Here is a 23,540-nt window from a genome sequence, read left to right as displayed (position 1 = left end):
GCAGGTAACGTGGGCGGTATGACCGGATCCAATGCCATCGAGTTCCAGCGTGTGACCACCCGTGAGCAGCTCGAGGGGTTCCAGCAGTGCGCTTCGATCGGCTTCCAGGCCCGGCTGCCGGACGCCGAGCAGTGGCTGGAAACGGTCTCGGGACAGCTCGATTCGCTCGATCACCGGATCGCGATCGACGGCGGCCGCACCGTGGGCACCTTTCTCTCCTTCGATCAGGAGCTGACCGCCGTGGGCGGCGCGACGGTGCCGGTCCGGGCCGTCTCCGCCGTCACCGTGCTGCCGACGCACCGGCGCCGCGGCATCCTCGGCACCCACATGCGCGGCTGCCTCGACGAGGCCCGCGCCAACGGTGCCGCCGCCGCAACTCTCATCGCGGCCGAGTACGCGATCTACGGCCGCTACGGCTTCGGGCAGAGCACTGAGACCGTCGACTACCGGATCTCCGTGGACCGCGCCACGCTCCCGCAGCCGCCCGTCGATCAGGTGCGATACGTGGACAGCGCGGAGTACCTGGAGGCCTCCACCCGCATCCGCGAGCTGATCGACTTTCCCGGCCGCGTCTCCAAACTCGACATCAATCTGCGTCGCACCGCGGGAGTCATCTCCGGCGGTGGCCCCGATGAGACGCTGCGCGTGGTGCTCCGCCGCGGCGGAGCCGTTGCCGGAGTCCTGGCGTACACGATGGCACCGAAATGGACGGACAGCCGGCCGGAGTCGACCCTGAAGGTGACCGAGCTCCTCGGTATCGACGCCGCGGCCGAGCGCGATCTGTGGGCCTTCGCGATGAGCATCGACTGGGTGATGTGGGTCGAGGCACCGCAACGCCCGCTCGACGATCTGGTGACCACCGTGCCCGCCGATCCCCGAGCGGCGCAGGTATCCAATCGCACCGACTTCCTGTGGATCCGGCCCTTCGATGTGCCCGGGCTGTTCTCCGCGCGCACGTACGCGACGCTCGATCAACTGGTGCTGGACGTGACCGACCCCGGATACGACGGTGCCGGACCCGGCCCGGCGCACGGCCGCTTCCTCATCGACGGCGCCACCGGGGAATGCACGCCCACCGACGATCCCGCGGACCTCGCCGTGGACATCGCCGACCTCGGCCGCCTCTGGCTCTCCGACGAGCCGGTGTCCCGGCGCGTGGCCATCGGTGCGATTCGTGAGCTGACCGACGGTGCGGCCGCTCGCGCCGACCGTCTGCTGGTGAGCCCGCGCCGCCCGTGGGCGGTCGAGATGTTCTGATGCGTGATCCGTCGACCTCGCCGGAGTACCTGCGAGTGGAGCGTGACATGCACGTGAGCGGGCTTCACTACGAATTCGCATCGCCGAGCGCTGACCGTCTGCCATGGAAATCGATGCTCGCCGAGGATTTCCCGGCCGGCGATCTATGGCTGTCACTGAAGGGAGCGGGATCCGTAGCGATCCGCTTCGCGGACGCCGGCGACGAGGAGGAGCGGACCCACCTGGTCGCGGACCAGGTTCAGGACGCCGTCCTCGACTCCGCGCAGGTCGTCAGACCCGCCCGCACGTGGCCTCGTGCCGAGCGCGGCGGGAGCCCGTTGTGGGCACGGCTGCGTGACGGCATGGCCGTGTGGGAGAGCGTGGATGGCAGCGAGATTCACCGGGTGGGAGAGCTGCCCGCGGGACGGTAGCGGGACACTCGGGACGGGACGTGAGGCTCACGTCGTTGGTGCCGCCGTGGCGCTCGGGCCGGCCACCTCTCCCTCGACGAAGTCCGTCCGCGTCCCGAGCCGGTTCCACGCGAGAAGCACCGTGCCGGCGGCGATCACCGCGCACACGACGAAGGCCGCGGACACCGGCCAGGGGTCACCGCCCGTCGAGGCGACGAGTGCGGCCGCGACGGCGGGCGCAGGGCCCGCGATCAGGGCGGCGGTGGGCTCCCGGACGAGGATCACGCCGCTGAGGCGGTGCTGGGGTTCGAACAGGGTGGTGAGAATGGCGCCCTGCGTGGCGTAGAGGGTGGCGAGGCCGACCGAGATGCCCAGCACCATCACGGCGACGATCACGAACTCGTTCCCGGTTCCCAGGGCGGGGAAGACGAGGAGGCCGAACACCGCGAATACGGCGCATCCCACGAGCCACACCTGCCTGCGCCCGTACCGGTCGCCCAGATGCCCCGCGAGGGGCGTCATCCCGATCGCGCCGGTGGAAGCGACCAGATTGGCCAGCAGGCCGAAGCTGGCCGGGAGATGCAGCGTCTTGGTGATGTAGGAGAGCAGGAAGACCTGGGTGAGCGAGGAGAACGCGAGATACGGCCCGTTGATGCCGAAGCCGACGAGGATCTCCCGCCACTGGGTGCGCAGGGCCTCGACCACCGGGAAGCGGGTGATCCGGCCCTCGTCCTTGAGCTCCCGGAACTCCTCGGTCTCCATGACACCCGTGCGGATCCAGAGGCCGACGCCCAACGTGACCACACTCATCAGGAAGGGCAGGCGCCAGCCCCAGCTCATCAGCTGATCGTCGGGGAGCAGCGAGATGAGGGCGAAGACCGCAGTGGCGATCACGATGCCCGCGAAGACGCCCATGCCGGGGAGGGAAACGCGCAGGCCGAGGCGACGCTTATCGCCGTTCTCCGCCATCATCACCAGAGATCCGACGTATTCGGCGCCGGCGCCCATGCCTTGGAGCACCCGGCAGGCGGCGAGCAGGATTGGCGCTGCTATCCCGATCGACTCGTACGTGGGCAGCAGGCCGATGGCCAACGTGGCGACGCCCATGACCAAGAGGGTGATCACCAGCATCGGCTTACGTCCGACGCGGTCGCCGAAGTGGCTGAATAGCAGCCCGCCGATGGGGCGGCCGAAGTAGCCGATGGCGAAGGTCAGGAGAGAGCTGATGACCTGCGTCGTCGGGTCAGCGGACGGGAAGAACAGCGGCCCGAAGACCAGCGCCGCGGCGAGCCCGAACAACGTGAAATCGTAGTACTCGACGACGCTGCCGATGATGCCCGCCCAGGCGGTGCGGGTGATGTTTCGCTGACGCGACTGGCCGGATCCGGGCATGGGTGAACTCCTGCAAACGAGACGAGCTCCGGTGGACGACCGGGGCGACGCGAGGTGATCCGACAGGGGAATCGGACCTGCGATCTGCGCCACACCAGTTAAACATCCGATGTATAGATCGTCGTAGGAATTCACGAAAAAGCCCGCCGCCTCCGAGCGGGAGGCGGCGGGCTCGTTGTCCGAGTGATCAGACCAGATGCGCCAGCGCGTCGCCCACCAGGCCGGCGGCGAGCGTGTTGCCGCTCTGCGGGTCGATCAGCAGGAAGCTGCCCATCTCCCGGTTCTTGTCGTAGTCGTCGGCGACGATCGGCTCCGCTGTCTGCACCGAGATCCGGCCGATCTGGTTGAGCTCCAGACCGTCTCCCGGAGCGACCGTGAGGTTCTGCTCGTCGAAGACCGCGTCGACGCCGCCGATGATGGCCTGCGTGGTCCTCGTGCCGTGCTTGAGCAACAGGCGCGCACCGATGCGCAGCGGCTTCTCCGCCAGCCAGCACACGGTGGCCTCGAACTGCTGCCGCGGCTCGGGAGCATCTGCGGCCGAGACGATCACATCGCCGCGGGAGACGTCCACATCGTCGGCGAGGATCACCGTGACGCTGCGCCCGGTGTGGGCGGAAGCGAGCTCACCGTCGGGCGTATCGATCCGCTCGACCCGGCTGCGCGTTCCCGCGGGGAGCACCAGCACCTCGTCGCCCACGTCCACGGTGCCCGCGGCCACCTGTCCGGCGTACCCGCGGTAGTCGGGGTACTCGGGCGTGCGCGGCCGGATCACGTACTGCACCGGGAACCGGAACCCGATGGGCTTGATGTCCGGATCGGTCGGGATCGACTCCAGGTGCTCGATCAGCGACGGACCGTCGTAGTACGGCGTCTGGTCCGATCGGGAGGCCACGTTGTCGCCGTGCAGCGCCGACACCGGAATCGCGTGGACCGCATCGTCGGCCCAGCCCAACGAGCCGGTCAGCGCGCGGAACTCGGCCGAGATCTCCTGGAAGACCGCGGCCGGGTCTTCGACGAGGTCGATCTTGTTCACCGCCAGAACCAGGCGCGGCACGCCCAGCAGCGACAGCACGGCGGCGTGCCGACGGGTCTGCTCGATGACGCCCTTGCGCGCATCGGTCAGCAGGATGACGACCTGCGCGGTGGACGCGCCGGACACGGTGTTGCGGGTGTACTGCACGTGCCCGGGGGTGTCGGCCAGGATGAAGGACCGGTTGGGCGTCGCGAAGTAGCGGTAGGCCACGTCGATGGTGATGCCCTGCTCGCGCTCGGCGCGCAGGCCGTCGACCAGCAGCGACAGATCAGGAGTGTCGAGACCCTTGTCGACCGACGCGCGCGTCACGGCGTCGATCTGGTCGGCCAGCACCGACTTCGTGTCGTACAGCAGGCGGCCCACCAGCGTGGACTTGCCGTCGTCGACCGAACCGGCGGTGGCCAGGCGGAGGAGTGCGGGGGCGCTGCTCATCAGAAGTAGCCCTCTTTCTTGCGGTCTTCCATCGCGGCCTCGGAGACCCGGTCGTCGCCGCGGGTGGCGCCGCGCTCGGTGAGCCGCGACGCCGCGACCTCGGCCATGATCTGCTCGTTGTTCGCCGCGGTCGAGAGGATCGCGCCGGTGGTGGAACCGTCACCCACCGTGCGGTACCGCACCGACAGGGTCTGGACGTCCTCGCCCTCGCGGGGGCCGCCCCACACGCCCGAGGTCATCCACATGCCGTCGCGGTCGTACACCTCGCGCTGGTGTGCGTAGTAGATCGAAGCCAGCTCGATGTCCTCACGGGCGATGTAGCGCCAGATGTCGAGCTCGGTGAAATTGCTGATCGGGAACACCCGCACGTGCTCGCCCGGTGCGTGCCGGCCGTTGTACAGATTCCACAGCTCGGGACGCTGACGCTTCGGATCCCACTGGCCGAAGGCGTTGCGCAGGCTGAAGATCCGCTCCTTGGCGCGGGCCCGCTCCTCGTCGCGGCGGCCACCGCCGAAGACGGCATCGAACTTGTTCTCGGTGATCGCATCGAGCAGCGGCACCGTCTGCAGCGGGTTGCGGATGCCGTCGGCCCGCTCCTCCAGCCGGCCGTCGGCCAGGTAGTCCTCGACCTTGGCCACGTGCAGGCGCAGGTTGTACTTCTCGACCATGCGGTCGCGGAAGTCCAACACCTCGGGCAGGTTGTGGCCGGTGTCCACGTGCAGCAGAGCGAAGGGCAGCGGCGCCGGCCAGAAGGCCTTGACCGCGAGGTGCAGCAGCACCGTCGAATCCTTGCCGCCGGAGAACAGGATCACCGGGCGCTCGAACTCGCCCGCTACCTCGCGGAAGATGTGAATGGCCTCGGACTCGAGCGCGTCGAGGGTGCTGAACTCCGCAGTGGTGGCCGGAGGGTTCTCGGAAATGGTCATGAGGCGTGGAGTCCGCATTCTGTCTTGGTCGAACCGGCCCAGCGGCCGCTTCGAGGATCGGAACCGGGGGCTGGCTTCTTCGTGCAGGGCTGGCAGCCGATCGACGGGTAGCCCTCATCGACCAGGGGGTTCACCAGAACGCCGTTCTCGGCGATGAACCGCTCCATGTCCTCATCGGACCAGTCGACGATCGGATTCACCTTGAGCAGGCCGAAGCCCTCGTCGAAGGAGATGAACGGAGCGTTCGCGCGCGTCGGCGACTCCACCCGGCGGATTCCGGTGACCCACGCGCGGTAGCCGCTCAGCGTCTCCCGCAGCGGCACCACCTTGCGCAGGTTGCAGCACTGCGCGGGATCGGAGGCGAACAGGTCCTTCCCGAGCAGCGCATCCTGCTCGCCCACGCTGTGCTCGGGCGTCACGTTCAGCAGCTCCACGTCGTAGATCGCCTCGACCGCATCGCGCATGCCGATGGTCTCGGGGAAGTGGTAGCCGGTGTCCAGGAACAGCACCTTCGGCCGGTCCTGGACCTGCTTCGCCAGGTGCACCAGCACGCCGTCCTGCATGTTGGAGGCCACCACGAAGTCCTCGCCGAAGGTGTCCAGTGTCCATCGCAGCAGGGTGAGCGCGTCGGCGCCCTCCAGTTCCTTCGAGGCGCGCTCCGCGAGCTCGCGCAGTTCGTCGGCGGTCGCGCCGGTCAAGGGATTCGACGGGGCAGTCATCGCAGGTCCTCCTCAGCGGCCCGGAGCGTCCACTGCGCGAAGCGCTCATCGCCCTCACGCTGTGCCAAGAAGTTCCGCACCACTCGCTCGATGTAGTCCCCGAGCTCCGTCGACAGCACCTTGTGCTGGCGCAGCTTGCGGCCGAACCCGCTGTCGAGCCCGAGGCTTCCACCAAGGTGAACCTGAAAGCCCTCGACTTGATTCCCCTCGTGATCGTCCACGAGCTGTCCCTTGAAGCCGATATCGGCGATCTGGGACCGCCCGCACGAGTTCGGGCAGCCGTTGATGTTCACCGTGATCGGGACGTCCAGCTGGGCGTTGATATCGGCCAGCCGCTCCTCCAGATCGGGCACCAGCACCTGCGACCGCTTGCGGGTCTCGACGAAGGACAGCTTGCAGAACTCGATACCACTGCAGGCCAACAGGTTCCGTCGCCACTGCGAGGGGCGGCCGTGCAGTCCCAACGGCTTCAGCTCATCGATCAGCGAATCGACCTGATCATCGGGGACGTCCAGCACGATGAGCTTCTGGTACGGCGTGAACGAGGCCCGGTCCGAGCCCACCCGCTCCATCGCCGCGGAGACCTTGGTCAGCACCGATCCCGAAACACGGCCCGCGATCGGGGTGAAGCCGACGGCGTTGAGCCCGTTGCGCAGCTTCTGCACCCCGATGTGGTCGATCGGGCGCTCGGGCTTCTCGGGGGCGGGACCGTCGATCAGCTTGCGGCCCAGGTACTCGGTTTCGAGGACCTCACGGAACTTCTCGATGCCCCAGTCCTTGATGAGGAACTTCAGCCGCGCCTTCGCGCGGAGCCGGCGGTAGCCGTAGTCGCGGAAGATCGAGACCACGCCCTCCCACACATCGGGCACCTCGTCGAGGGGGATCCAGGCGCCCACGCGCTGGGCGAGCATGGGGTTCGTGGAAAGGCCGCCGCCCACCCACAGGTCCAGACCGGGGCCGTGCTCCGGATGCACGACGCCCACGAAGGCCACATCGTTGATCTCGTGCACCACGTCCTGCTGGCCCGAGATGGCGGTCTTGAACTTGCGCGGCAGGTTGGAGTACTTCGGGTCGCCGATGTAGCGGCGCACGATCTCGTCGATCGCGGGCGACGGGTCGAGCACCTCGCCGAAGGACTCGCCGGCCAAGGGTGAACCGAGCACCACGCGCGGGCAATCGCCGCAGGCCTCGGTGGTCTTCAGGCCCACCGCTTCGAGTCGCTTCCAGATCTCGGGAACGTTCTCGATCTCGATCCAGTGGTACTGCACGTTCTCCCGGTCGGAGAGATCGGCCGTATCGCGCGCGAACTCGGTGGAGATCTCGCCGAGCGTCCGCATCTGCTCGGCATTGAGCTTCCCGCCGTCGCACCGCACCCGCATCATGAAGTACGGGGCCTCGAGCAGGTCGATGTTCTCGTCACCGGTGTAGGTGCCGTCGTAACCCTGCTCGCGCTGCGTGTACAGGCCCCACCAGCGCATCCGGCCGCGCAGATCCGACTTGTCGATCGAGTCGAAACCCTGCTTGGAGTAGATGTTCTCGATCCGGGCCCGCACGTTGAGCGGGTTGTCGTCCTTCTTGGTCTGCTCGTTCGCATTCAGCGGTTCGCGGTAGCCCAGCTTCCACTGGCCCTCGGACTTCCGCTGTACCGGGCGCTTGCGAGCGGGCCGCGCGGCAGCGGCCTCAGCGGAGGAAACGGGGGCGTCGGCAGTCGACGTCATGGAGACTCCTGGGATTCACGAAGATGGCGCGCCGGGCTGTGGCGCAAGAGCGGTGCGGCGCGCAGAAACGCCGGAATCAGGCCTGACAGCTGCTGCTGCAGACCCGCAGGTAATCAATGTGCCGGCGCGAAGCCAGCAGCTCACCCTGTCCATCCATCGAGATCATTGTGCCACCGGCTGGGCGAAAGTTGGAATCGGGGTGGTTCGAACCACATCGCGGTTCCCGCCGCCGACCGGTTCGGACCCGGCAGCCGCGACTGCCAGACTGGAGGAGTGACACAGTCCCTCGCCGCCCCCGCCCTGCCCTCACTGGAGGGCGGCTCCGCGCCGTTCGGGCTGTACCTGCACGTCCCGTTCTGCGCCACACGCTGCGGATACTGCGATTTCAACACCTACACCGCCGGTGAGCTGGGCGGATCGTCGTCCCCGCAGGCGTGGGCCGAGGCGATCGATGGTGAGCTGGCCCTGGCGCGCGCCACCGTCGGCGATGTGCCCGTGCGGACCGTGTTCGTGGGCGGCGGGACACCGTCGCTGCTGGGTGGCGACGGTCTGGCAGCCCTCCTCGACACCGCCCGGCGGCACTTCCGGTTCGCCGACGACGCCGAGATCACCACCGAATCGAACCCCGAATCCACCTCACCCGAGTTCTTCGGGCGGTTGCGTGACGCCGGATTCACCCGCGTCTCACTGGGCATGCAGTCGGCCGCCGCACACGTGCTCAAGGTGCTCGACCGCACGCACACCCCTGGCCGGGCGGTGGCCGCGGCGAAGGAGGCCCGCGCCGCGGGCTTCGAGCATGTGAACCTGGATCTGATCTACGGCACGCCGGGGGAGACCGACGCCGATCTCGCGGCCTCGCTCGACGCGGTGCTCGACGCCGGCGTCGACCACGTCTCCGCGTACGCGCTCATCGTCGAGGACGGCACGGCGCTGGCGCGCCGCATCCGCCGCGGCGAACTCCCCGACACCGACGACGACGTGCTGGCCCGCCGCTACGAGCAGGTGGACGCCGCGCTGCGCGGCGCCGGCTTCGACTGGTACGAGGTGTCGAACTGGGCGCGCAGCGGCGCCGGACGGTGCCACCACAACGAGCTGTACTGGGAGGGCGCGAACTGGTGGGGCGCCGGCCCGGGCGCCCACGGGCACATCGCCGGGACCCGCGTGTGGAACATCAAGCACCCCGCCCGCTACGCCGATGCCGTCGGCCGCGGCGAACTGCCGTTGGCCGGGCACGAGACACTCACCGCGGAGGAACAGCACGTCGAGGACGTGATGCTGCGGGTGCGGATGCGCTCGGGCCTGCCGCTCACGGTGCTCGGTCCGGATGAGCGTGCGCGCGCCGACGCCGAGGTCGCCGAAGGCAACCTCGTCCGCGACGGGGCGGCCTACGTGCTCACCGACGCGGGGCGGCTCCTCGCCGACGGCGTGGTGCGCCGCATCCTCGACTGACGATCAGGCCAGCGACCACACCACGGTGACGGTCACACTCAGCGACTGCTCGCCGGATTCGATCGGGACCGGCGCCGCGGCCGCGCCCTGGACGCCTCCCGGTGCCGAGAAGTCCCGGGTGCTCGGCGTGCGCGCCGACGGGACCTCGCTCACCGTCCGGACCTCGCCGAGCTTCCCGCCCGCCAGCTTCGCGTACTGCTCCGCGCGGGTCTTCGCCGCGGCGAAGGCCTTATCGCGGGCGGTGGCCTTGAGGGCGTCGTCGTTCTCGATGTCGAAACCCACCGAGTTGATGCGGGTGCCGTTCCCGCCCGCGGTGGCGAGATCGCCGAGCAGCTTCGACGCGGAGTCGAGCTTGCGCACCTTGATCGTGAGCGACTGCGTCGCCTCGTAGGAGGTGATCGACTGGTCCGGGCCCGTGCGCGCGGAGACGTCGACGTTCGCGGTGGCGATGTCCTTGCGGTCCACGCCGTTCGCGGCGGCCGCATCGATCACCTTCTGCGCGCCCGACGACGACTGGTTCAGTGCCGTGCTCACGTCCGCGGCCTGTTGCTGCACCGCCATCTTCACGGTGAGCACATCGGGTTTGCCGGAGGCCTCACCGGTGCCGACCGCCGTGATCTCACGCGGAGAACCGTTGGGATCGGACGAGGAGCAGGCGGACAGCGCTCCCACGGCGAGCGCGGCGGCCGCCAGTGCGCCGGCGGCCCGCCGGCGCAGCGGAGTGGACTTCGGCTTCGTCATGCCCCGATGGTGCCAGCGTCGGAAGGCCGCCGGGCCGAATCGGTCGTTACCTCAACGCACCTTTCAGTGCGACAACTCCCATTCCACCGTCACCTGCGCACTCACCGAGCGCTCGCCGACGGCCATCGCGGGACCGCTGTCGCTCTGCTTCGAGGCGAACATCACGCCCGGCATCGGGCCGGGACCCGCGGGTTCGTCGGCGATCGACCGCACCGGACCCAGCGCGGCGCCGGCCAGGCGCGCGTACTGCTCCGCCCGGCGCCGCGCATCGGCGAACGCGGCCTCCCGGGCCCGTTCGAGCGGACCGTCACCGTCGGACACCGCGAAGGTGACCGACTCGATCCGGGCGGCGTCGCCCGCGGCGGCCGCCGCGGCCTGCAGCACCGCCGCCGCTCGACCGGTGTCGCGGACGGTGACGGTGAGCGACTCCGACGCCGCGTACCCCTCCAGTCGCCGGTCCTCCCACGGCCCGGTCTCGACGGCCTGCAAGCCGACGTCGGTGGTGGCGATGTCCCCGTCGGCGACGCCCGCCGCGCGGACGGCCGCCACGACCGCGTGTGCCGCGGCCGAGGCGCCGGTGAACGCCGCGGCCACATCGCTCGCGCGGGTCTGCACGCCGATCCGCGCGATCACCACATCGGGGACCGCGGGGGCGGAACCGGTACCGGTCTGGCGGATGGTCGAGGTCATGAGGAGTCCCTTTCAGTCACGCCGCGCGTGTTTGCCCTGCCTGACCGAGGATGCCGCACGCGGCGGGGTACCGGGGGCGAGCGCATGCACCCGGCAGTGCAGGACCTGCCGCCCGCGGAGTGCGGAGCGCACGGCGCGGTGCAGGCCGTCCTCGAGGTACAGGTCGCCGTTCCACTGCACGGCGTGCGGGAACAGGTCACCGAAGAAGGTGGAGTCCTCCGAGAGCAGCCGGTCGAGGGCGAGGACCGCGGTGGTGGTGATGAGCTGGTCCAGGCGCACCTGCTGCGGCGGGATCTTGGACCACTCCCGATGGGTGAGGCCGTGATCGGGGTACGGCTTTTCGTCGAGAACGCCCTTGAAGATCACCGTTCGACTCTAGCCCGCGTAAACTGGACCTTCGAGGATGAACCAGGCCGATCGGAGGTGACGCGCTCGATGTCGAGCACCGAGGACCGTCGTTTCGAGGTACTGCGGGCGATCGTGGCCGACTACGTCGAGACGCAGGAGCCCGTGGGGTCGAAGGCGCTCGTGGACCGGCACCAGCTCGGAGTGTCCAGCGCCACCGTCCGCAACGATATGGCGGTGCTGGAGGCCGAGGGCTACATCACCCAGCAGCACACCAGCTCCGGGCGTATCCCCACGGAGAAGGGCTACCGGCAGTTCGTCGACCGGATCGCGCAGGTCAAGCCGCTGTCGACGGCGGAGCGCCGGGCGATCCTCCAGTTCCTGGAGACCGGCGTCGATCTCGACGATGTGCTGCAGCGCTCCGTCCGGCTGCTCGCCCAGCTCACCCGTCAGGTCGCGGTGATCCAGTACCCGGTGATCAGCTCGGCGCGGGTGCGGCACCTCGAAGTGGTGGCGCTGGCCCCCACGCGGCTGCTCCTCGTGGTGATCCTGGACTCCGGGCGCGTGGAGCAGCGGCTCGTCGAGCTGGGCGGCCCCGCGTCCGACGAGGAGCTCTCACGGTTGCGTGAGCTGTTCGGCGCGGCCGTGCACGGCAAACTGATCCCCGACGCCTCGATGGCCGTGGCCGATCTCGCGCCGCTCGCGCCGCGGGACATGCGCGACGCGGTCATCCGCATCTCGACGGTGCTGGTCGAGACCCTCGTCGAGCGGGCGGACGACCGCCTGGTGCTCGGCGGCACCGCGAACCTCACCCGCAACGCCGGAGATTTCGACGCCGTCTCCGGATCGCTGCGCAGCGTCCTGGAGACGCTGGAGGAGCAGGTGGTGGTGCTCAAACTGCTCACCGCGCGACAGCACCCGGGCACCGTCTCGGTGGCCATCGGCTCGGAGACGCAGGACGAGAACCTGCGCGGTGCCTCGGTCGTGTCCACCGGCTACGGCTCGTCGGGCGCGGTCTTCGGCGGCGTCGGCGTGCTGGGCCCCACCCGGATGGACTATCCGGGGACGATCGCGTCCGTCGCCGCGGTCGCCCGCTATGTCGGCGAGGTGTTGGGGGCTCGCTGACCAGGCCGAATGGCCGCATCGCCATACGTGGTGGAATCATGAGTTGAGCGGAGCGCTATCAGGTCTCCGCGCCCGAAGTTCGAGTACCGAGTTCGTTGTGAGGAATTAGCTGCTGTGGCCCGTGACTACTACCGCATCCTGGGCGTCGATTCGAAGGCCTCCGATCAGGAGATCAAGCGTGCCTACCGGAAGCTGGCCCGCGAGCTGCACCCGGATGTGAACCCCGACGATGCGGCCCAGGAGAAGTTCCGCGACGTCTCCGACGCCTACGAGGTGCTCAGCGATCCGGACAAGCGCCGCATCGTCGATATGGGCGGCGATCCGCTCGACAGCTCGCCCGGCGGCTTCGGCGGCGGCGGGTTCGGCGGCGCGAGCGGCTTCACCGGCGGCCTGGGCGATGTCTTCGAGGCCTTCTTCGGCGGCGGCATGGGCGGCGGGGGCGGTCGAGGCCCGCGCGGCCGCGTGCGCCCCGGCAACGACGCGTTGATCCGCATGGAGCTCGATCTCGAGGAGTGCGCCACCGGCGTGAGCCGGGAGATCACGGTCGATACGGCGGTGCTGTGCGACAAGTGCCAGGGAGCCGGGACCGAGGGCGATTCCAAGCCCACCACCTGCCCCACCTGCCAGGGTGCGGGCGAGGTGCAGTCCGTGCAGCGCTCCTTCCTCGGCCAGGTCATGACCTCGCGACCCTGCCCCACCTGCTCGGGGGCCGGCGAGGTCATCCAGAACCCCTGCACCAAGTGCGCCGGCGACGGCCGCGTGCGCACCCGCCGCACGCTCACGGTGAAGATCCCCGCCGGTGTCGGTGACGGCATGCGGGTGCGGCTCGCCGGACAGGGCGAGGTGGGCCCCGGTGGCGGTCCCGCCGGCGACCTGTACGTGGAGGTCAGCGAGCGCGAGCACGAGGTCCTGGTGCGCGACGGCAACACGCTGCACGTGACCGCCCGGGTCCCGATGTTCGACGCCGCGCTCGGCGCCTCGGTCACCGTGCCCACCGTGATCGACGGTGAGCTCACGGTCGAGATCCCGGCGGGTACCCAGCCGGGTGACACCAAGGTGCTCCGCGGCCACGGCATGCCCCAGGTCAACTCGCAGAACCGCGGCAACCTGGTGGTGCACTTCGACGTGGTGGTCCCCTCGCGGCTGGACAAGAAGCAGGCCGAGAAGCTGCGCGAGTTCAAGGCGCTGTTCCCGGGCGAGGAGCCGCAGGTCGCCGGTCGCGGCGGAGCGGACCAGTCCAGCGGGCTGTTCTCGCGCCTGCGCGACACGTTCGCCGGGCGGTAACCGCAGGTGGCGGCCACCGTCTTCCTCGCGGAGTCGTTGCCCGCGCCCGGCGCGGAGTACCTGCTCGACGGTGACGAGGGCCGGCACGCGGCGGCGGTGCGACGGATCCGGGTGGGGGAGGAGCTCGTGCTCTCCGACGGTGCGGGCGGTTTCGCCCGGTGCACGGCCGAGTCGGTCGGCAAGTCCGATGTCACGCTGCGCTGCACGCAGACGTGGACGGTGCCGGAGCCCTCGCCCCGGGTGATCGTGGTGCAGGCGCTGCCGAAGTCGGATCGCGCGGAGCTGGCGGTGGAGCTCGCGACCGAGGCCGGCGCCGACGAGATCGTGCCCTGGCAGGCCGCGCGGTGCGTGTCGCGGTGGGACGGTGCGAAGGGCAAGGCCGACAAGGGCGTCGCCCGGTGGCGTGCGGTGGCACGGTCGGCCGCGAAACAGGCTCGCCGAGCGTATGTTCCGCGTGTGCACGATCTGGTGACGACGCGGGAACTCATACCGCTACTCACCAGTATGGATGCGAATGTAGTTGTCTTGCATGAAGGTTCAGCGGTGCCGATCGGGCAAGTTGACTTCTCAGTAACAACAACCGTCGTTATTGTAGTGGGACCGGAGGGTGGAATCAGCCCCGAGGAACTGGATGCCCTGGTCACCATGGGTGCGCAGCCCGCGCTCCTCGGTCCCACGGTGTTGCGGACGTCGACGGCGGCGGCCGTGGCGCTCGGGGCCCTCGGCGTCCTGACCGACAGGTGGGAGCAGACCCCACCGGCTTAGTGCCCGACTGGGAAGGCTTCAACACGATGGCGCGTCGCATCTTCTACGGCAGCGAGGAATCGCAGCACGGGCACTTCTACCCGGGTGACGACTCGAAGCCGCTGATCACCCTGGTACACGGCGGATACTGGCGGAACCTGTACTCGATGAGCATGGAGTCGAAGGTCGCCAAGGACCTCAACGACCGCGGCTACCCGGTGTGGAACGTGGAGTACCGCCGGGTCGGCGAGCCCGACGTGAAGTGGCCGATCCCGGGTGACGACGTGCTCGCCGCGATCGACTACGGCACGGAGAAGCTCGCCAATAACGGGCATATCGTGGCGGCGCACAGCGCCGGGGCCACGCTCGCGGTCTGGGCCGCGGCGCAGCGTCCCGACCTGCTGGGTGTGATCTCCCGCGGCGGCGTACTCGACCTGATCGAGCGCGGCGACGGCGATCAGTCGATGCGGCTGCTCTTCGACCTGGGACCGAACGCCAATCTGCGGCTGATCAAGCGCACCTTCGCGCAGGCCAGCCCGGTGGCCCAGATGCCCTTCAAGACGCCCGTCCGCGCGCTCCACGGCCGCTTGGACGAGCAGGTTCCCTACCAGCTCTCGGAGTGGTTCCTCTCGCAGGCGCAGGAGAACGGGATGGATGCCGAGCTCACCATGATCGAGGGCGAGGGTCACGACGACTTCCTCGAACCGGGCTCGAAGGGGCACGCGGCCACTCTCGCCGCCATCGAGGAACTGTCTGTGCGCTGAGTAACCAATCTGAGGTGGGCGGCGATTTATCGATCGTGAATCTTCCGCACGACAGATTGGAGAGCACGATGAACACCCGCACTCGCACCCTCCTCGGAGCCGCTGCTGCAGGAGCGATCGGACTGGGAGCCCTCACCGCAGGAGCGGGCGCCGCCGGCGCCGCCCCGGGAGCGACCCCGCAGATCTGCTCGCAGGGCGCTGACCTCGTGGTTTTCGGAGGCAACCAGGCCGGACAGTATCCCAACATCGACCAGCGCGTTCCGGGCGTCGGGTACGCCCTCGCCAATCTGCCGGCCGGCGCCAAGGACTGGACCGGAAGGCTGCAGTGGCGCGATGTGGTGACCGGGAAGTCCGGATCCGCCGGCCCCGTCGCACAGCCCTGGATCGGTACGAACACCATCCAGTTCTCGCAGCTGCGCACGGGTCCGGGGACCAAGGCCGTCACGATCACGGTGAAGGGACCGGAGGGCCAGACGCTGAGCTGTTCGGGCCGATTGGTCGTCACCTAGGCCGGACACCGGAATCTCAGAGGCGGTACCACCCTCCGGGGGACTAAACTGGAGATATCCACCCCGGGAGGGATGGTGCCCCACCTCTTCGACGAAGGATCGACGCACCGCGTGCCAGACCGCAACAGTTCCGAAAACCGCGCCCAGGCAGTGACCCCGGCGCGGTCCACCATCGAGATTCCCATCGAGCTGACCTTCGGACTCCTCGGCCCCGCGGACGCCAACCTGCGCGCCCTCGAAGGAGCGCTCGACGCCGACATCCACGCCCGCGGCAACGTCCTCACGCTGTCCGGTGCGCCGGCCGACGTGGCGCTCGCGGAGCGGGTGCTGGCCGAGCTGCTGGCCGCCGTGCGCAGCGGCGTGGCGGTGAGCCCCGAGGAGGTGCGCCGTTCGGTCGGCATGATGACCGACGGTTCCGGCGAGTCGCCCGCCGAGGTGCTCACGCTGGACATCATCTCGCGCCGCGGTAAGACGGTGCGCCCGAAGACCGTCAACCAGAAGAAGTACGTCGACGCGATCGACCAGCACACCATCGTCTTCGGTGTGGGCCCCGCCGGTACCGGCAAGACCTACCTCGCGATGGCCAAGGCCGTGCAGGCCCTGCAGTCCAAGCAGGTCAGTCGCATCATCCTGACCCGTCCCGCCGTCGAGGCCGGTGAGCGCCTGGGCTTCCTGCCCGGCACGCTCAACGACAAGATCGACCCGTACCTGCGGCCGCTGTACGACGCGCTGCACGACATGATGGACCCGGAGGCGATCCCGAAGCTGATGGCCGCGGGCGTCATCGAGGTGGCGCCGCTGGCCTACATGCGCGGCCGCACCCTCAACGACGCGTTCATCATCCTCGACGAGGCGCAGAACACCACCGCCGAGCAGATGAAGATGTTCCTCACCCGCCTGGGCTTCGGTTCGAAGATCGTGGTGACCGGCGATGCGACCCAGGTCGATCTGCCCGGTGGCGCCACCAGCGGGCTGCGGGCCGCGGTGAACATCCTGCGCGGTATCGACGACATCCACATCGCCGAACTGTCGAGCGCCGATGTGGTGCGGCACCGCCTGGTGGCCGAGATCGTGGACGCCTACTCCGAGTTCGAGGAGCAGCTCGCCTCCAGCAAGGTCCGCCCCACCTCGGGTGCGCGCCGGATGCCGGGCCGCCGATGAGCATCGAATTCGCCAACGAGTCGGGGTTCGACGTCGACGAGTCCGAGTTGGTCGCGGTGGCGGCCTTCGCCATCGCCGCGATGGACGTGCACCCGGGTGCCGAGCTGAACATGCTCGCCGTCGATCTGGACACCATGGCCGACCTGCACGTGAAGTGGATGGACCTGCCCGGCCCCACTGATGTGATGAGCTTCCCGATGGACGAGCTCACGCCCGGCGGGCGCCCCGACATGCCCGAGGCGGGCCCCGCCACGCTCGGCGACATCGTTCTGTGCCCCCAGTTCGCGGCCGAACAGGCCGAGGCTGCGGGACATTCCACCGCGCACGAGCTGAACGTGCTCACCGTGCACGGCGTGCTGCACCTGCTCGGCTTCGATCACGCTGAGCCGGAGGAGGAGCGCGAGATGTTCGGCCTGCAGGACAGCATCCTCGCCGAGTACTACGCCGAGCTGCGCGAGAACGAGCGCCGCGCCAAGCAGGCCGCCCGCGACGAGAAGCTGCTGGGCCGCACCGGATTCCTCGGCCGGCGGGACTGATCCGTGAGCTCGTCGATCCTGCTGGTCGTCGGCGTCGTGGCACTCGTCCTGCTGGGTGGGCTGTTCGCCGCAGTCGACGCCGCTCTGCTCACCGTCTCGCCCGCCCGAGTCGAGGATCTCGTCGAGGACAACCGGCCGGGCGCGAAGCGGCTGCAACGCGTGCTGCAGAACCGTCCGCTCTACGTCAACCTCGCGGTGCTGCTGCGCACCGCCTGCGAGATCTCCGCCACCGTGCTCATGTTCATGGTGATGGACCGCTACCTCTCCACGGCGTGGACGGCCGTGATCACCGCCGTCACGATGACCGTGGTCAGCTACGTCCTGATCGGTGTGGGGCCACGCACCCTCGGCCGCCAGCACGCCTACTCACTGGGTTGCGCTGCGGCGCTGCCGATGCAGGTGATCGCCACCCTGATGGGGCCGATCACCCGCTTGCTCATCCTGCTCGGTAACGCCGTCACACCCGGCCGCGGCTTCCGCAACGGCCCTTTCGCGACGGAGGTCGAGCTGCGCGAGCTCGTGGACATGGCGCAGCAGCGCGGCGTGGTCGACGAGGACGAGGGCAAGATGATCCAGTCGGTCTTCGAACTCGGCGACACCGCTGCCCGCGAGGTAATGGTGCCGCGGCCCGAGATCGTGTGGATCGAATCGGATAAGACGGTGTCCCAGGCGATCCGGCTCGCCGTGCGCTCCGGTCATTCACGCATCCCCGTGATCGGCGAGAACGTCGACGATGTGCAGGGCGTGGTGTACCTCAAGGACCTCGTGGCGCTGCCCGACGGCGTGGACACGCACGCGATCGAGGTGGGTACGCTCGCCCGCGCCGCGGTCTTCGTGCCCGATTCCAAGCCCGTGGACGCCTTGCTCCGCGAGATGCAGCTCACCAACAACCACATGGCCGTGCTGGTGAACGAGTACGGCTCCATCGCAGGCTTGGTGACCATCGAGGATGTGCTGGAGGAGATCGTCGGCGAGATCACCGACGAGTACGACGCCGACGAGATCGCGCCGGTCGAGGACCTCGGCGACGGGATCTACCGCGTGTCCGCGCGCCTGGACCTCGAATCGCTGGGAGAGCTGTACGACGAGGACATCGAGGAGGACGAGGTCGACACCGTCGGCGGTCTGCTCGGACTGTCGCTCGGGCGTGTGCCGCTGCCCGGCAGTGAGGCGCGCGCGCACGGCCTGCTGCTGGAGGCTGAGGGATCCACGGATCGCCGTGGGAGGATGCGGATAACCACCGTCGTGGTGCGCCGCGCCGACGACGACAACGAGACCACCGCCGCCGAGGCGGACGAGAAGGAGACCGTGTGAGCGACCTCAGCGAGGAGGACCGCAAGCTCGTCACGCTGGCGCGCGGCGCCATGGGCCGGGCGGGTGCCGATCACGGCGCCGCGGTGCGGGATGCGGACGGCCGGAGCTACGCCGGTGCGCCCGTGGCCCTGTCGTCGCTGTCGCTCACCGCCCTGCAGGTGGCGGTGGCCTCCGCGGTCAGCTCCGGCGCGCAGGGGTTCGAGGCAGCGGTGCTGATCGGCGAGGTCGACGGTGCCGACCCCGGCGTGGCCGCCCTGCGCGAGGTGACGCCGCAGGCGCACGTTCTACTGGTGGACGCGGCCGGGGAGGTCCGACGATGACCGACGCTCCTGATGCGGTCGAGCAGGAAGACGGCGACGAGACGGAATTCCGTTCGGGGTTCGTCTGTTTCGTGGGACGGCCGAACACCGGCAAGTCGACGCTGACGAACGCGCTCGTGGGGACCAAGGTGGCGATCACCAGCTCGCGGCCGCAGACGACGCGTTCCACCATCCGCGGCATCGTCAACCGCCCGAACTGCCAGCTGGTGCTGGTGGACACGCCCGGTCTGCACCGGCCCCGCACGCTGCTGGGGCAGCGGCTCAACGATCTGGTGCGTGACACCTACTCCGAGGTCGACATCATCTGCCTCACGATTCCCGCGGACGAGAAGATCGGTCCCGGTGACAAGTACATCCTCGATCAGGTGCGGCACATGGCGCCGCGCACGCCGCTGCTGGGCGTGGTCACGAAGATCGACAAGGTGGGCCGCGACAAGGTGGCCGAGCAGCTGCTGGCGGTCTCGAAGTTCCTCGGCGAGGGCAGCGATGTGATCCCGGTGTCGGCCGCATCGGGGGAGCAGGTCGAGGACCTGGTCCAGTTGCTGGCGTCGAAGATGCAGCCCGGTCCGGCGTTCTACCCGGACGACGAGGTGACCGACACCGACGACGACACCATGATGGCCGAGCTGATCCGCGAGGCCGCACTGGAGGGCGTGCGCGACGAGCTCCCGCACTCGCTGGCGGTGGTGATCGAGGAGGTGCTCGAGCGCGAGAAGACCGACGCGCAGGAGAAGTCCGGCAAGCCGGGGATGCTCGATGTGCACGCGCTGCTCTACGTGGAGCGGCCCTCGCAGAAGGCCATCATCATCGGCAAGGGCGGCTCGCGCCTGAAGGCCGTGGGCACCGAGGCGCGCACGGAGATCGAGAAGCTGCTGGGCCGCAAGGTGTTCCTATCGCTGCATGTGAAGGTCGCCAAGGACTGGCAGCGCGACCCGAAGCAGCTGGGCCGCCTGGGCTTCTAGCGGGCGAGCATCTGGGCGACGGGGATCTCGACGAGCTCCGAGTAGCCGGTTCCGCTCCAGCGGTAGAGGGCAGAGACGGTCGCCACGAGGAAGTCGTCGCCGTGGCGCGCCACCGTCGGATGCTGGAAGGGAACGGGCGCGATCGCGACGGGCTGGAGCGTTTCGGGGTGCAGCCGGACGAGGAGTCGGGCGTCCTCGTCCTCGGGGTGCGGGCACGGCTCATCGAACTCCCACCACTGGCTCCGATCTCGGTCGCCGGGCACCCAAACGACGGTCCATGGCTCGCCATCGAGTGCTGCGTAAGTGCGCGGTGGTTGCGGCTCGCCGCTGATGAGCTGCACCGTGAGATCGCGCTGAACCTCGTAGCCGTCGACCCATTGCACACGTGGGGATCCATCGCGGTCCTCGACAGCCGCGAGCCCCGCATGGGAGCCGTTGATCCGTACCGGCCGCCCGGAGAGGCCGCCGGGGTTGGGGCCGAGCTCGTGCAGGACGGGGCCGACATCGACGGACCCGCTGGCGCCGACCCGGACGAGCCGATGATTCCGGTCCTCGGGGTCCGTCGCGCCGTTCGACATCAGCAGCAGGAAGCCGTCGGCGGCAGTGATCGCCGATTCCATCCATCCGCCCTCGAAGAGGAAGGGAGGCAGCTCATCTGCGCCATCAGGAAGCAGGTGCAGGCGTGAACTCTCCCTCCGGTTGATCACCAGGAGTCGCCCGCCGTGCCCGCGCAACACCTGATCCGGTGGCTCGTCGCAGACCTTTCGCACGTCGTCGCCGGCGATCCGATAGAGGCCGGTGGGCCTGCCGATCCAGCAGGTGCGGCCGTCGCACCAGATCGGCGGCGCGCCGCTGAAGCCGCCGACCGGTTCGGGGAGGACGTACTCGCGGATGTCGTTCGTGCTCAGGTCCAACCGCACGACGATCGGGCGTGACCAGTCGGCGATCCATGCGACGTCACCGTCGACCGCTACGGCCCCCGGTAGAAGCCTGGGGGTCAGGTCCGGCGGGGGCACGGCGAGGTCGAGGTCGACGATGGCTGCCCACTCCTCCCGAGCCTCGTCCGGGCCGGTCGTCTCGCGCCCGCCGAACCACTGCGGGCAGGTTTCCACGTCCCTGTACTCGTACGTTCCCGGGATCGCCTCCCACCGACCCAGTTCGTGGTTCACCCGCATCAGAACCGATTCGATCTGAACGCGAAGGATCCTGCCGCGCACGGATTTCGGTTTCCCGTAGTAGACGTGGTCCGCGTAGACGGAGCCGCGTACACGTTCGACGCCGCCGGGCGGTCGCGGCGACATCCAGGAGACCTCCCACCCGGGTCCCTGCAGCGTCGTCGGCCAGCACAACTTCTTCGTCTCGCCCCGGCGGCCGAACGGGGTGGGTTCACCCTCTGATGTCGCGGTGCCGATGAGTTCGCTCACGGCGGCGTCACTGGGGTCGTGATCGGCCTCCTCGCGGAAGCCGATCCGGTATTCGCCGATCTCCCCGACGACGGGCGGCTCGGGGGAGCCGTCGCCGAGCATCCAGCTCGCGATGCTGAGCCGCAGGGGGAGTGCCGCGTGCGGGCGGTCGTGGGGGCTGATCACGCCGACTCCGGCGCGTCGACCTTTCCGTTCGAGTTCGTCATGTCGTATCTCCTCGTGACGTTCCACCGCCCAGTCTGCCATGGGCGCCGCGACACGAGCGGCACACGGGACCGATGTCGGTCCGAGGTGGGATGATGGAGGGTATGAGGTCGTACCGGGACAGCGCTGTGGTGCTGCGGCAGCACAAGCTGGGGGAGGCCGACTACATCCTCACGCTGCTGACCCGGGAGAACGGCCTGGTCCGGGCGGTCGCCAAGGGGGTGCGCCGTCCGCGGTCGCGGTTCGGTGCCCGCCTGGAGCTGTTCGCCCACGTCGATCTGCAGCTCTACCCCGGGCGCAGCCTGGACACGGTGACGCAGGTGCATTCCATCGCCGCCTACTCGGGTGATCTGGCCGGCGACTACGGGCGGTACACCACGGCGTGCGCCGTGATCGAGACCGCGGAACGGCTCGCGGGTGAGGAGCGCGCCCCGGCACCGGAGCTGCACCGGCTCACCGTCGGTGCACTGCGGGCGATCGCCGGGGGCATGCGCGACCGCGAGCTGATCCTCATCTCCTTCCTGCTCCGCGCGATGGACGCCGCGGGCTGGGCCCCGGCGCTCACCCTGTGCGCCCGCTGCGGCGACGACGGCCCGCACCGCGCCTTCCACGTGGCGGCCGGCGGCGCGGTGTGCGTGCACTGCCGCCCCGCGGGGTCGGCGGTTCTGGCGCAGGGCGTGCTGGACCTGTTGGTGGCTCTGGCCAGGGCAGATTTCGATTTCGCCGAGACCACGGGGGATCGGGTGCGTCGCCAGGCGAACGGTCTGGCCGCGGCGCACCTACAGTGGCATGTAGGACGGCAGTTGCGATCGCTGCCCATGATCGAGCGGCATGCGCCGCACAGTTCGGCCTCGGCGACGGGAGCCGGGGGAACGGAGGTAGACGGTGCCGGGATTGCGACGGGCTAAGGCCAAGGCCGCCCCCACCGCCACGTCGAGCACCGTCCGGCCGCCGGACCCGCATCCTTCGGGTGCCACACCCCCGGAGATCCCCGCGGAGCTGGTGCCCAACCACGTGGCACTGGTGATGGACGGCAACGGCCGCTGGGCGCAGGACCGCGGTCTGCCGCGCACCAAGGGGCACGAGCAGGGCGAGGCGGTGCTCATGGACACCGTGTGCGGGTGCATCGAGCTGGGGGTGAAGAACCTCTCGGCGTACGCCTTCTCGACCGAGAACTGGTCGCGCAGTCCCGACGAGGTGCGCTTCCTCATGGGCTTCAACCGCGATGTGATCCGCCGCCGCCGCGATGAGATGAACGAGATGGGCGTGCGCGTGAAATGGGCCGGACGCCGTCCGCGCCTGTGGCGCAGCGTGATCAAGGAGCTCGAGGTCGCGGAGGAGCTCACCAAGAACAACACCGTGATGACGCTCACGATGTGCGTCAACTACGGCGGCCGCGCCGAGATCGTCGACGCCACGCGTGAGATCGCCCGCCGTGCGGCGGCGGGGGAGATCAAGCCGGAGGGCATCACCGAGCAGACCTTCGCTCACTACCTGTACCAGCCGGACATGCCCGATGTGGACCTGTTCCTGCGGCCGTCGGGCGAGAAGCGGTCGTCGAACTTCCTGCTGTGGGAGAGCGCCTACGCCGAGTACGTGTACCAGGACACGCTGTTCCCCGATTTCGATCGCCGCAACCTCTGGGAGGCGTGCCTCGAGTACGCCAAGCGGGACCGGCGATTCGGCGGCACCAAGTGACGGACCCCACCGCGCGCTTCGACGTATTGCGCCGGCGGCTGGAGGCGGCCCTCGGGACCGTCGTCCCCCTCCGCCGGGACGCCGAGGGGACCATCCGCATCGAATTCGGCGAAGCACCGGCCTCCGTGCAGGTCGACGAGTTGTCGGAGGGGCTGGACTTCTACTCCGTGACCCAGGTGATCGCTTTGGACCTGCCGCTGTCCGACCGGTTGGTCGCCGATGTGGAGGCGGCAGGTGAGTCGATTCAATTCGGGACGCTGCGGTTGATGCGGCGCGAGGTCTCGGCCGATCTGGTGCTCCAGTACTCGTTCCCGGCAAGCGAACTCGGCGGCGATGCGCTCCGAGACTTCGTGGCCTTCCTGCTGTCGCAGGGTTTGAACACCCGCAAGCGCCTCCTCGGCTGA

The 23,540-nt window shown here is 69.2% G+C and carries 25 protein-coding genes; 16 read left to right on the top strand and 9 right to left on the bottom strand.

The window, feature by feature from the left end; all coding sequences use genetic code 11:
- Positions 1-18: 18 nt before the first annotated feature.
- Both TTY48_RS02260 and TTY48_RS02255 read left to right on the top strand, forming a co-directional pair.
- Positions 19-1,257, top strand: a complete 1,239-nt coding sequence (locus tag TTY48_RS02260; RefSeq protein ID WP_220655964.1) for a GNAT family N-acetyltransferase — start codon at positions 19-21, stop codon at positions 1,255-1,257.
- Complete coding sequence (locus tag TTY48_RS02255) at positions 1,257-1,667, top strand: hypothetical protein (RefSeq protein ID WP_220655963.1); 411 nt, start codon at positions 1,257-1,259, stop codon at positions 1,665-1,667. Before TTY48_RS02260 ends, TTY48_RS02255 begins: the two co-directional genes overlap by 1 nt.
- A gap of 27 nt (positions 1,668-1,694) precedes the next feature.
- Here the strand turns inward: TTY48_RS02255 and TTY48_RS02250 are convergent, their stop codons facing one another.
- The 5 genes from TTY48_RS02250 to TTY48_RS02230 all read right to left on the bottom strand — a co-directional run bounded on the left by TTY48_RS02250 (position 1,695) and on the right by TTY48_RS02230 (position 7,866).
- Complete coding sequence (locus tag TTY48_RS02250) at positions 1,695-3,038, bottom strand: MFS transporter (protein WP_220655962.1); 1,344 nt, start codon at positions 3,036-3,038, stop codon at positions 1,695-1,697.
- 187 nt (positions 3,039-3,225) lie between these two features.
- On the bottom strand, positions 3,226-4,503 hold the full coding sequence (locus tag TTY48_RS02245) for a sulfate adenylyltransferase subunit 1 (protein ID WP_220655961.1): 1,278 nt from the start codon (positions 4,501-4,503) through the stop codon (positions 3,226-3,228).
- Positions 4,503-5,447, bottom strand: a complete 945-nt coding sequence (cysD, locus tag TTY48_RS02240; protein ID WP_374758675.1) for a sulfate adenylyltransferase subunit CysD — start codon at positions 5,445-5,447, stop codon at positions 4,503-4,505. Before cysD ends, TTY48_RS02245 begins: the two co-directional genes overlap by 1 nt.
- Positions 5,426-6,148: a phosphoadenylyl-sulfate reductase gene (locus TTY48_RS02235; RefSeq protein WP_220655959.1), complete on the bottom strand. Its 723-nt coding sequence runs from the start codon at positions 6,146-6,148 to the stop codon at positions 5,426-5,428. The genes cysD and TTY48_RS02235 overlap by 22 nt, the downstream gene beginning before the upstream one ends.
- The gene (locus tag TTY48_RS02230) at positions 6,145-7,866 is read right to left on the bottom strand and encodes a nitrite/sulfite reductase (RefSeq protein ID WP_220655958.1); all 1,722 of its coding nucleotides are present in this window, start codon (positions 7,864-7,866) and stop codon (positions 6,145-6,147) included. Before TTY48_RS02230 ends, TTY48_RS02235 begins: the two co-directional genes overlap by 4 nt.
- A gap of 273 nt (positions 7,867-8,139) precedes the next feature.
- On the opposite strand from TTY48_RS02230, the gene hemW reads away from it, so the two are divergent.
- Positions 8,140-9,315, top strand: coding sequence for a radical SAM family heme chaperone HemW (gene hemW / locus TTY48_RS02225; RefSeq protein ID WP_220655957.1), 1,176 nt, complete (start codon positions 8,140-8,142; stop codon positions 9,313-9,315).
- A gap of 3 nt (positions 9,316-9,318) precedes the next feature.
- Here hemW and TTY48_RS02220 read toward each other — a convergent pair whose 3' ends face one another.
- The 3 genes from TTY48_RS02220 to TTY48_RS02210 all read right to left on the bottom strand — a co-directional run bounded on the left by TTY48_RS02220 (position 9,319) and on the right by TTY48_RS02210 (position 11,112).
- A complete protein-coding gene (locus TTY48_RS02220) occupies positions 9,319-10,056 on the bottom strand; it encodes an SIMPL domain-containing protein (RefSeq protein WP_220655956.1) in 738 nt (245 codons plus the stop codon).
- Positions 10,057-10,119: 63 nt separating this feature from the next.
- Positions 10,120-10,746, bottom strand: a complete 627-nt coding sequence (locus tag TTY48_RS02215) for an SIMPL domain-containing protein (protein WP_220655955.1) — start codon at positions 10,744-10,746, stop codon at positions 10,120-10,122.
- A 12-nt stretch (positions 10,747-10,758) separates the two neighbouring features.
- Positions 10,759-11,112 carry a type II toxin-antitoxin system VapB family antitoxin gene (locus TTY48_RS02210; RefSeq protein WP_220655954.1) on the bottom strand — a complete coding sequence of 118 codons (354 nt, stop codon included), beginning with the start codon at positions 11,110-11,112 and terminating at the stop codon, positions 10,759-10,761.
- A gap of 69 nt (positions 11,113-11,181) precedes the next feature.
- On the opposite strand from TTY48_RS02210, the gene hrcA reads away from it, so the two are divergent.
- From hrcA to era, 10 genes are all read left to right on the top strand, one after another.
- On the top strand, positions 11,182-12,216 hold the full coding sequence (gene hrcA / locus TTY48_RS02205; RefSeq protein WP_220655953.1) for a heat-inducible transcriptional repressor HrcA: 1,035 nt from the start codon (positions 11,182-11,184) through the stop codon (positions 12,214-12,216).
- A 114-nt stretch (positions 12,217-12,330) separates the two neighbouring features.
- On the top strand, positions 12,331-13,500 hold the full coding sequence (gene dnaJ / locus TTY48_RS02200) for a molecular chaperone DnaJ (protein ID WP_220655952.1): 1,170 nt from the start codon (positions 12,331-12,333) through the stop codon (positions 13,498-13,500).
- 6 nt (positions 13,501-13,506) lie between these two features.
- Positions 13,507-14,265 carry a 16S rRNA (uracil(1498)-N(3))-methyltransferase gene (locus TTY48_RS02195; RefSeq protein WP_220655951.1) on the top strand — a complete coding sequence of 253 codons (759 nt, stop codon included), beginning with the start codon at positions 13,507-13,509 and terminating at the stop codon, positions 14,263-14,265.
- Between the two features lie 26 nt (positions 14,266-14,291).
- On the top strand, positions 14,292-15,008 hold the full coding sequence (locus tag TTY48_RS02190; protein ID WP_220655950.1) for a S9 family peptidase: 717 nt from the start codon (positions 14,292-14,294) through the stop codon (positions 15,006-15,008).
- Between the two features lie 68 nt (positions 15,009-15,076).
- Positions 15,077-15,517 carry a hypothetical protein gene (locus TTY48_RS02185; protein WP_220655949.1) on the top strand — a complete coding sequence of 147 codons (441 nt, stop codon included), beginning with the start codon at positions 15,077-15,079 and terminating at the stop codon, positions 15,515-15,517.
- 75 nt (positions 15,518-15,592) lie between these two features.
- Positions 15,593-16,678: a PhoH family protein gene (locus tag TTY48_RS02180; protein WP_374758699.1), complete on the top strand. Its 1,086-nt coding sequence runs from the start codon at positions 15,593-15,595 to the stop codon at positions 16,676-16,678.
- Positions 16,675-17,214 carry an rRNA maturation RNase YbeY gene (gene ybeY / locus TTY48_RS02175; protein WP_220655947.1) on the top strand — a complete coding sequence of 180 codons (540 nt, stop codon included), beginning with the start codon at positions 16,675-16,677 and terminating at the stop codon, positions 17,212-17,214. Before TTY48_RS02180 ends, ybeY begins: the two co-directional genes overlap by 4 nt.
- A gap of 3 nt (positions 17,215-17,217) precedes the next feature.
- Entirely contained in the window at positions 17,218-18,528 is a 1,311-nt protein-coding gene (locus TTY48_RS02170) for a hemolysin family protein (RefSeq protein ID WP_220655946.1), read from the top strand.
- Between the two features lie 50 nt (positions 18,529-18,578).
- The gene (locus tag TTY48_RS02165) at positions 18,579-18,848 is read left to right on the top strand and encodes a cytidine deaminase (RefSeq protein WP_255585710.1); all 270 of its coding nucleotides are present in this window, start codon (positions 18,579-18,581) and stop codon (positions 18,846-18,848) included.
- Positions 18,845-19,810, top strand: a complete 966-nt coding sequence (gene era / locus TTY48_RS02160; RefSeq protein ID WP_220655944.1) for a GTPase Era — start codon at positions 18,845-18,847, stop codon at positions 19,808-19,810. The genes TTY48_RS02165 and era overlap by 4 nt, the downstream gene beginning before the upstream one ends.
- Here era and TTY48_RS02155 read toward each other — a convergent pair.
- The gene (locus TTY48_RS02155) at positions 19,807-21,480 is read right to left on the bottom strand and encodes a hypothetical protein (protein ID WP_220655943.1); all 1,674 of its coding nucleotides are present in this window, start codon (positions 21,478-21,480) and stop codon (positions 19,807-19,809) included. The genes era and TTY48_RS02155 overlap by 4 nt on opposite strands.
- 62 nt (positions 21,481-21,542) lie before the next feature.
- Between TTY48_RS02155 and recO the strand changes: the two genes are divergently transcribed.
- From recO to TTY48_RS02140, 3 genes are read left to right on the top strand one after another with little or no spacing between them, the layout of a single operon-like run.
- Entirely contained in the window at positions 21,543-22,346 is an 804-nt protein-coding gene (recO, locus tag TTY48_RS02150) for a DNA repair protein RecO (RefSeq protein WP_220655942.1), read from the top strand.
- The gene (locus tag TTY48_RS02145) at positions 22,324-23,136 is read left to right on the top strand and encodes an isoprenyl transferase (RefSeq protein WP_220655941.1); all 813 of its coding nucleotides are present in this window, start codon (positions 22,324-22,326) and stop codon (positions 23,134-23,136) included. Before recO ends, TTY48_RS02145 begins: the two co-directional genes overlap by 23 nt.
- Positions 23,133-23,540, top strand: a complete 408-nt coding sequence (locus TTY48_RS02140; protein ID WP_220655940.1) for a hypothetical protein — start codon at positions 23,133-23,135, stop codon at positions 23,538-23,540. Before TTY48_RS02145 ends, TTY48_RS02140 begins: the two co-directional genes overlap by 4 nt.

It is taken from the genome of Tsukamurella sp. TY48, from assembly GCF_019656655.1.
Classification (GTDB): domain Bacteria; phylum Actinomycetota; class Actinomycetes; order Mycobacteriales; family Mycobacteriaceae; genus Tsukamurella; species Tsukamurella strandjordii.
The sequence above is the reverse complement of the archived record's forward strand: the minus strand, read 5'-3'. Positions and strand labels throughout refer to the sequence as shown.

What these genes read in the sequence shown, in the direction of transcription:
- TTY48_RS02230 (WP_220655958.1), bottom strand. Translation starts at nt 7,866, where the DNA reads ATGACGTCGACTGCCGACGCCCCCGTTTCCTCCGCTGAGGCCGCTGCC.
- TTY48_RS02165 (WP_255585710.1), top strand. Translation starts at nt 18,579, where the DNA reads ATGGGCCGGGCGGGTGCCGATCACGGCGCCGCGGTGCGGGATGCGGAC.
- cysD (WP_374758675.1), bottom strand. Translation starts at nt 5,447, where the DNA reads ATGCGGACTCCACGCCTCATGACCATTTCCGAGAACCCTCCGGCCACC.
- TTY48_RS02250 (WP_220655962.1), bottom strand. Translation starts at nt 3,038, where the DNA reads ATGCCCGGATCCGGCCAGTCGCGTCAGCGAAACATCACCCGCACCGCC.
- TTY48_RS02245 (WP_220655961.1), bottom strand. Translation starts at nt 4,503, where the DNA reads ATGAGCAGCGCCCCCGCACTCCTCCGCCTGGCCACCGCCGGTTCGGTC.
- era (WP_220655944.1), top strand. Translation starts at nt 18,845, where the DNA reads ATGACCGACGCTCCTGATGCGGTCGAGCAGGAAGACGGCGACGAGACG.
- TTY48_RS02215 (WP_220655955.1), bottom strand. Translation starts at nt 10,746, where the DNA reads ATGACCTCGACCATCCGCCAGACCGGTACCGGTTCCGCCCCCGCGGTC.
- recO (WP_220655942.1), top strand. Translation starts at nt 21,543, where the DNA reads ATGAGGTCGTACCGGGACAGCGCTGTGGTGCTGCGGCAGCACAAGCTG.
- TTY48_RS02235 (WP_220655959.1), bottom strand. Translation starts at nt 6,148, where the DNA reads ATGACTGCCCCGTCGAATCCCTTGACCGGCGCGACCGCCGACGAACTG.
- TTY48_RS02155 (WP_220655943.1), bottom strand. Translation starts at nt 21,480, where the DNA reads ATGGCAGACTGGGCGGTGGAACGTCACGAGGAGATACGACATGACGAA.
- TTY48_RS02255 (WP_220655963.1), top strand. Translation starts at nt 1,257, where the DNA reads ATGCGTGATCCGTCGACCTCGCCGGAGTACCTGCGAGTGGAGCGTGAC.
- ybeY (WP_220655947.1), top strand. Translation starts at nt 16,675, where the DNA reads ATGAGCATCGAATTCGCCAACGAGTCGGGGTTCGACGTCGACGAGTCC.
- TTY48_RS02260 (WP_220655964.1), top strand. Translation starts at nt 19, where the DNA reads ATGACCGGATCCAATGCCATCGAGTTCCAGCGTGTGACCACCCGTGAG.
- hrcA (WP_220655953.1), top strand. Translation starts at nt 11,182, where the DNA reads ATGTCGAGCACCGAGGACCGTCGTTTCGAGGTACTGCGGGCGATCGTG.
- TTY48_RS02185 (WP_220655949.1), top strand. Translation starts at nt 15,077, where the DNA reads ATGAACACCCGCACTCGCACCCTCCTCGGAGCCGCTGCTGCAGGAGCG.
- TTY48_RS02220 (WP_220655956.1), bottom strand. Translation starts at nt 10,056, where the DNA reads ATGACGAAGCCGAAGTCCACTCCGCTGCGCCGGCGGGCCGCCGGCGCA.
- TTY48_RS02190 (WP_220655950.1), top strand. Translation starts at nt 14,292, where the DNA reads ATGGCGCGTCGCATCTTCTACGGCAGCGAGGAATCGCAGCACGGGCAC.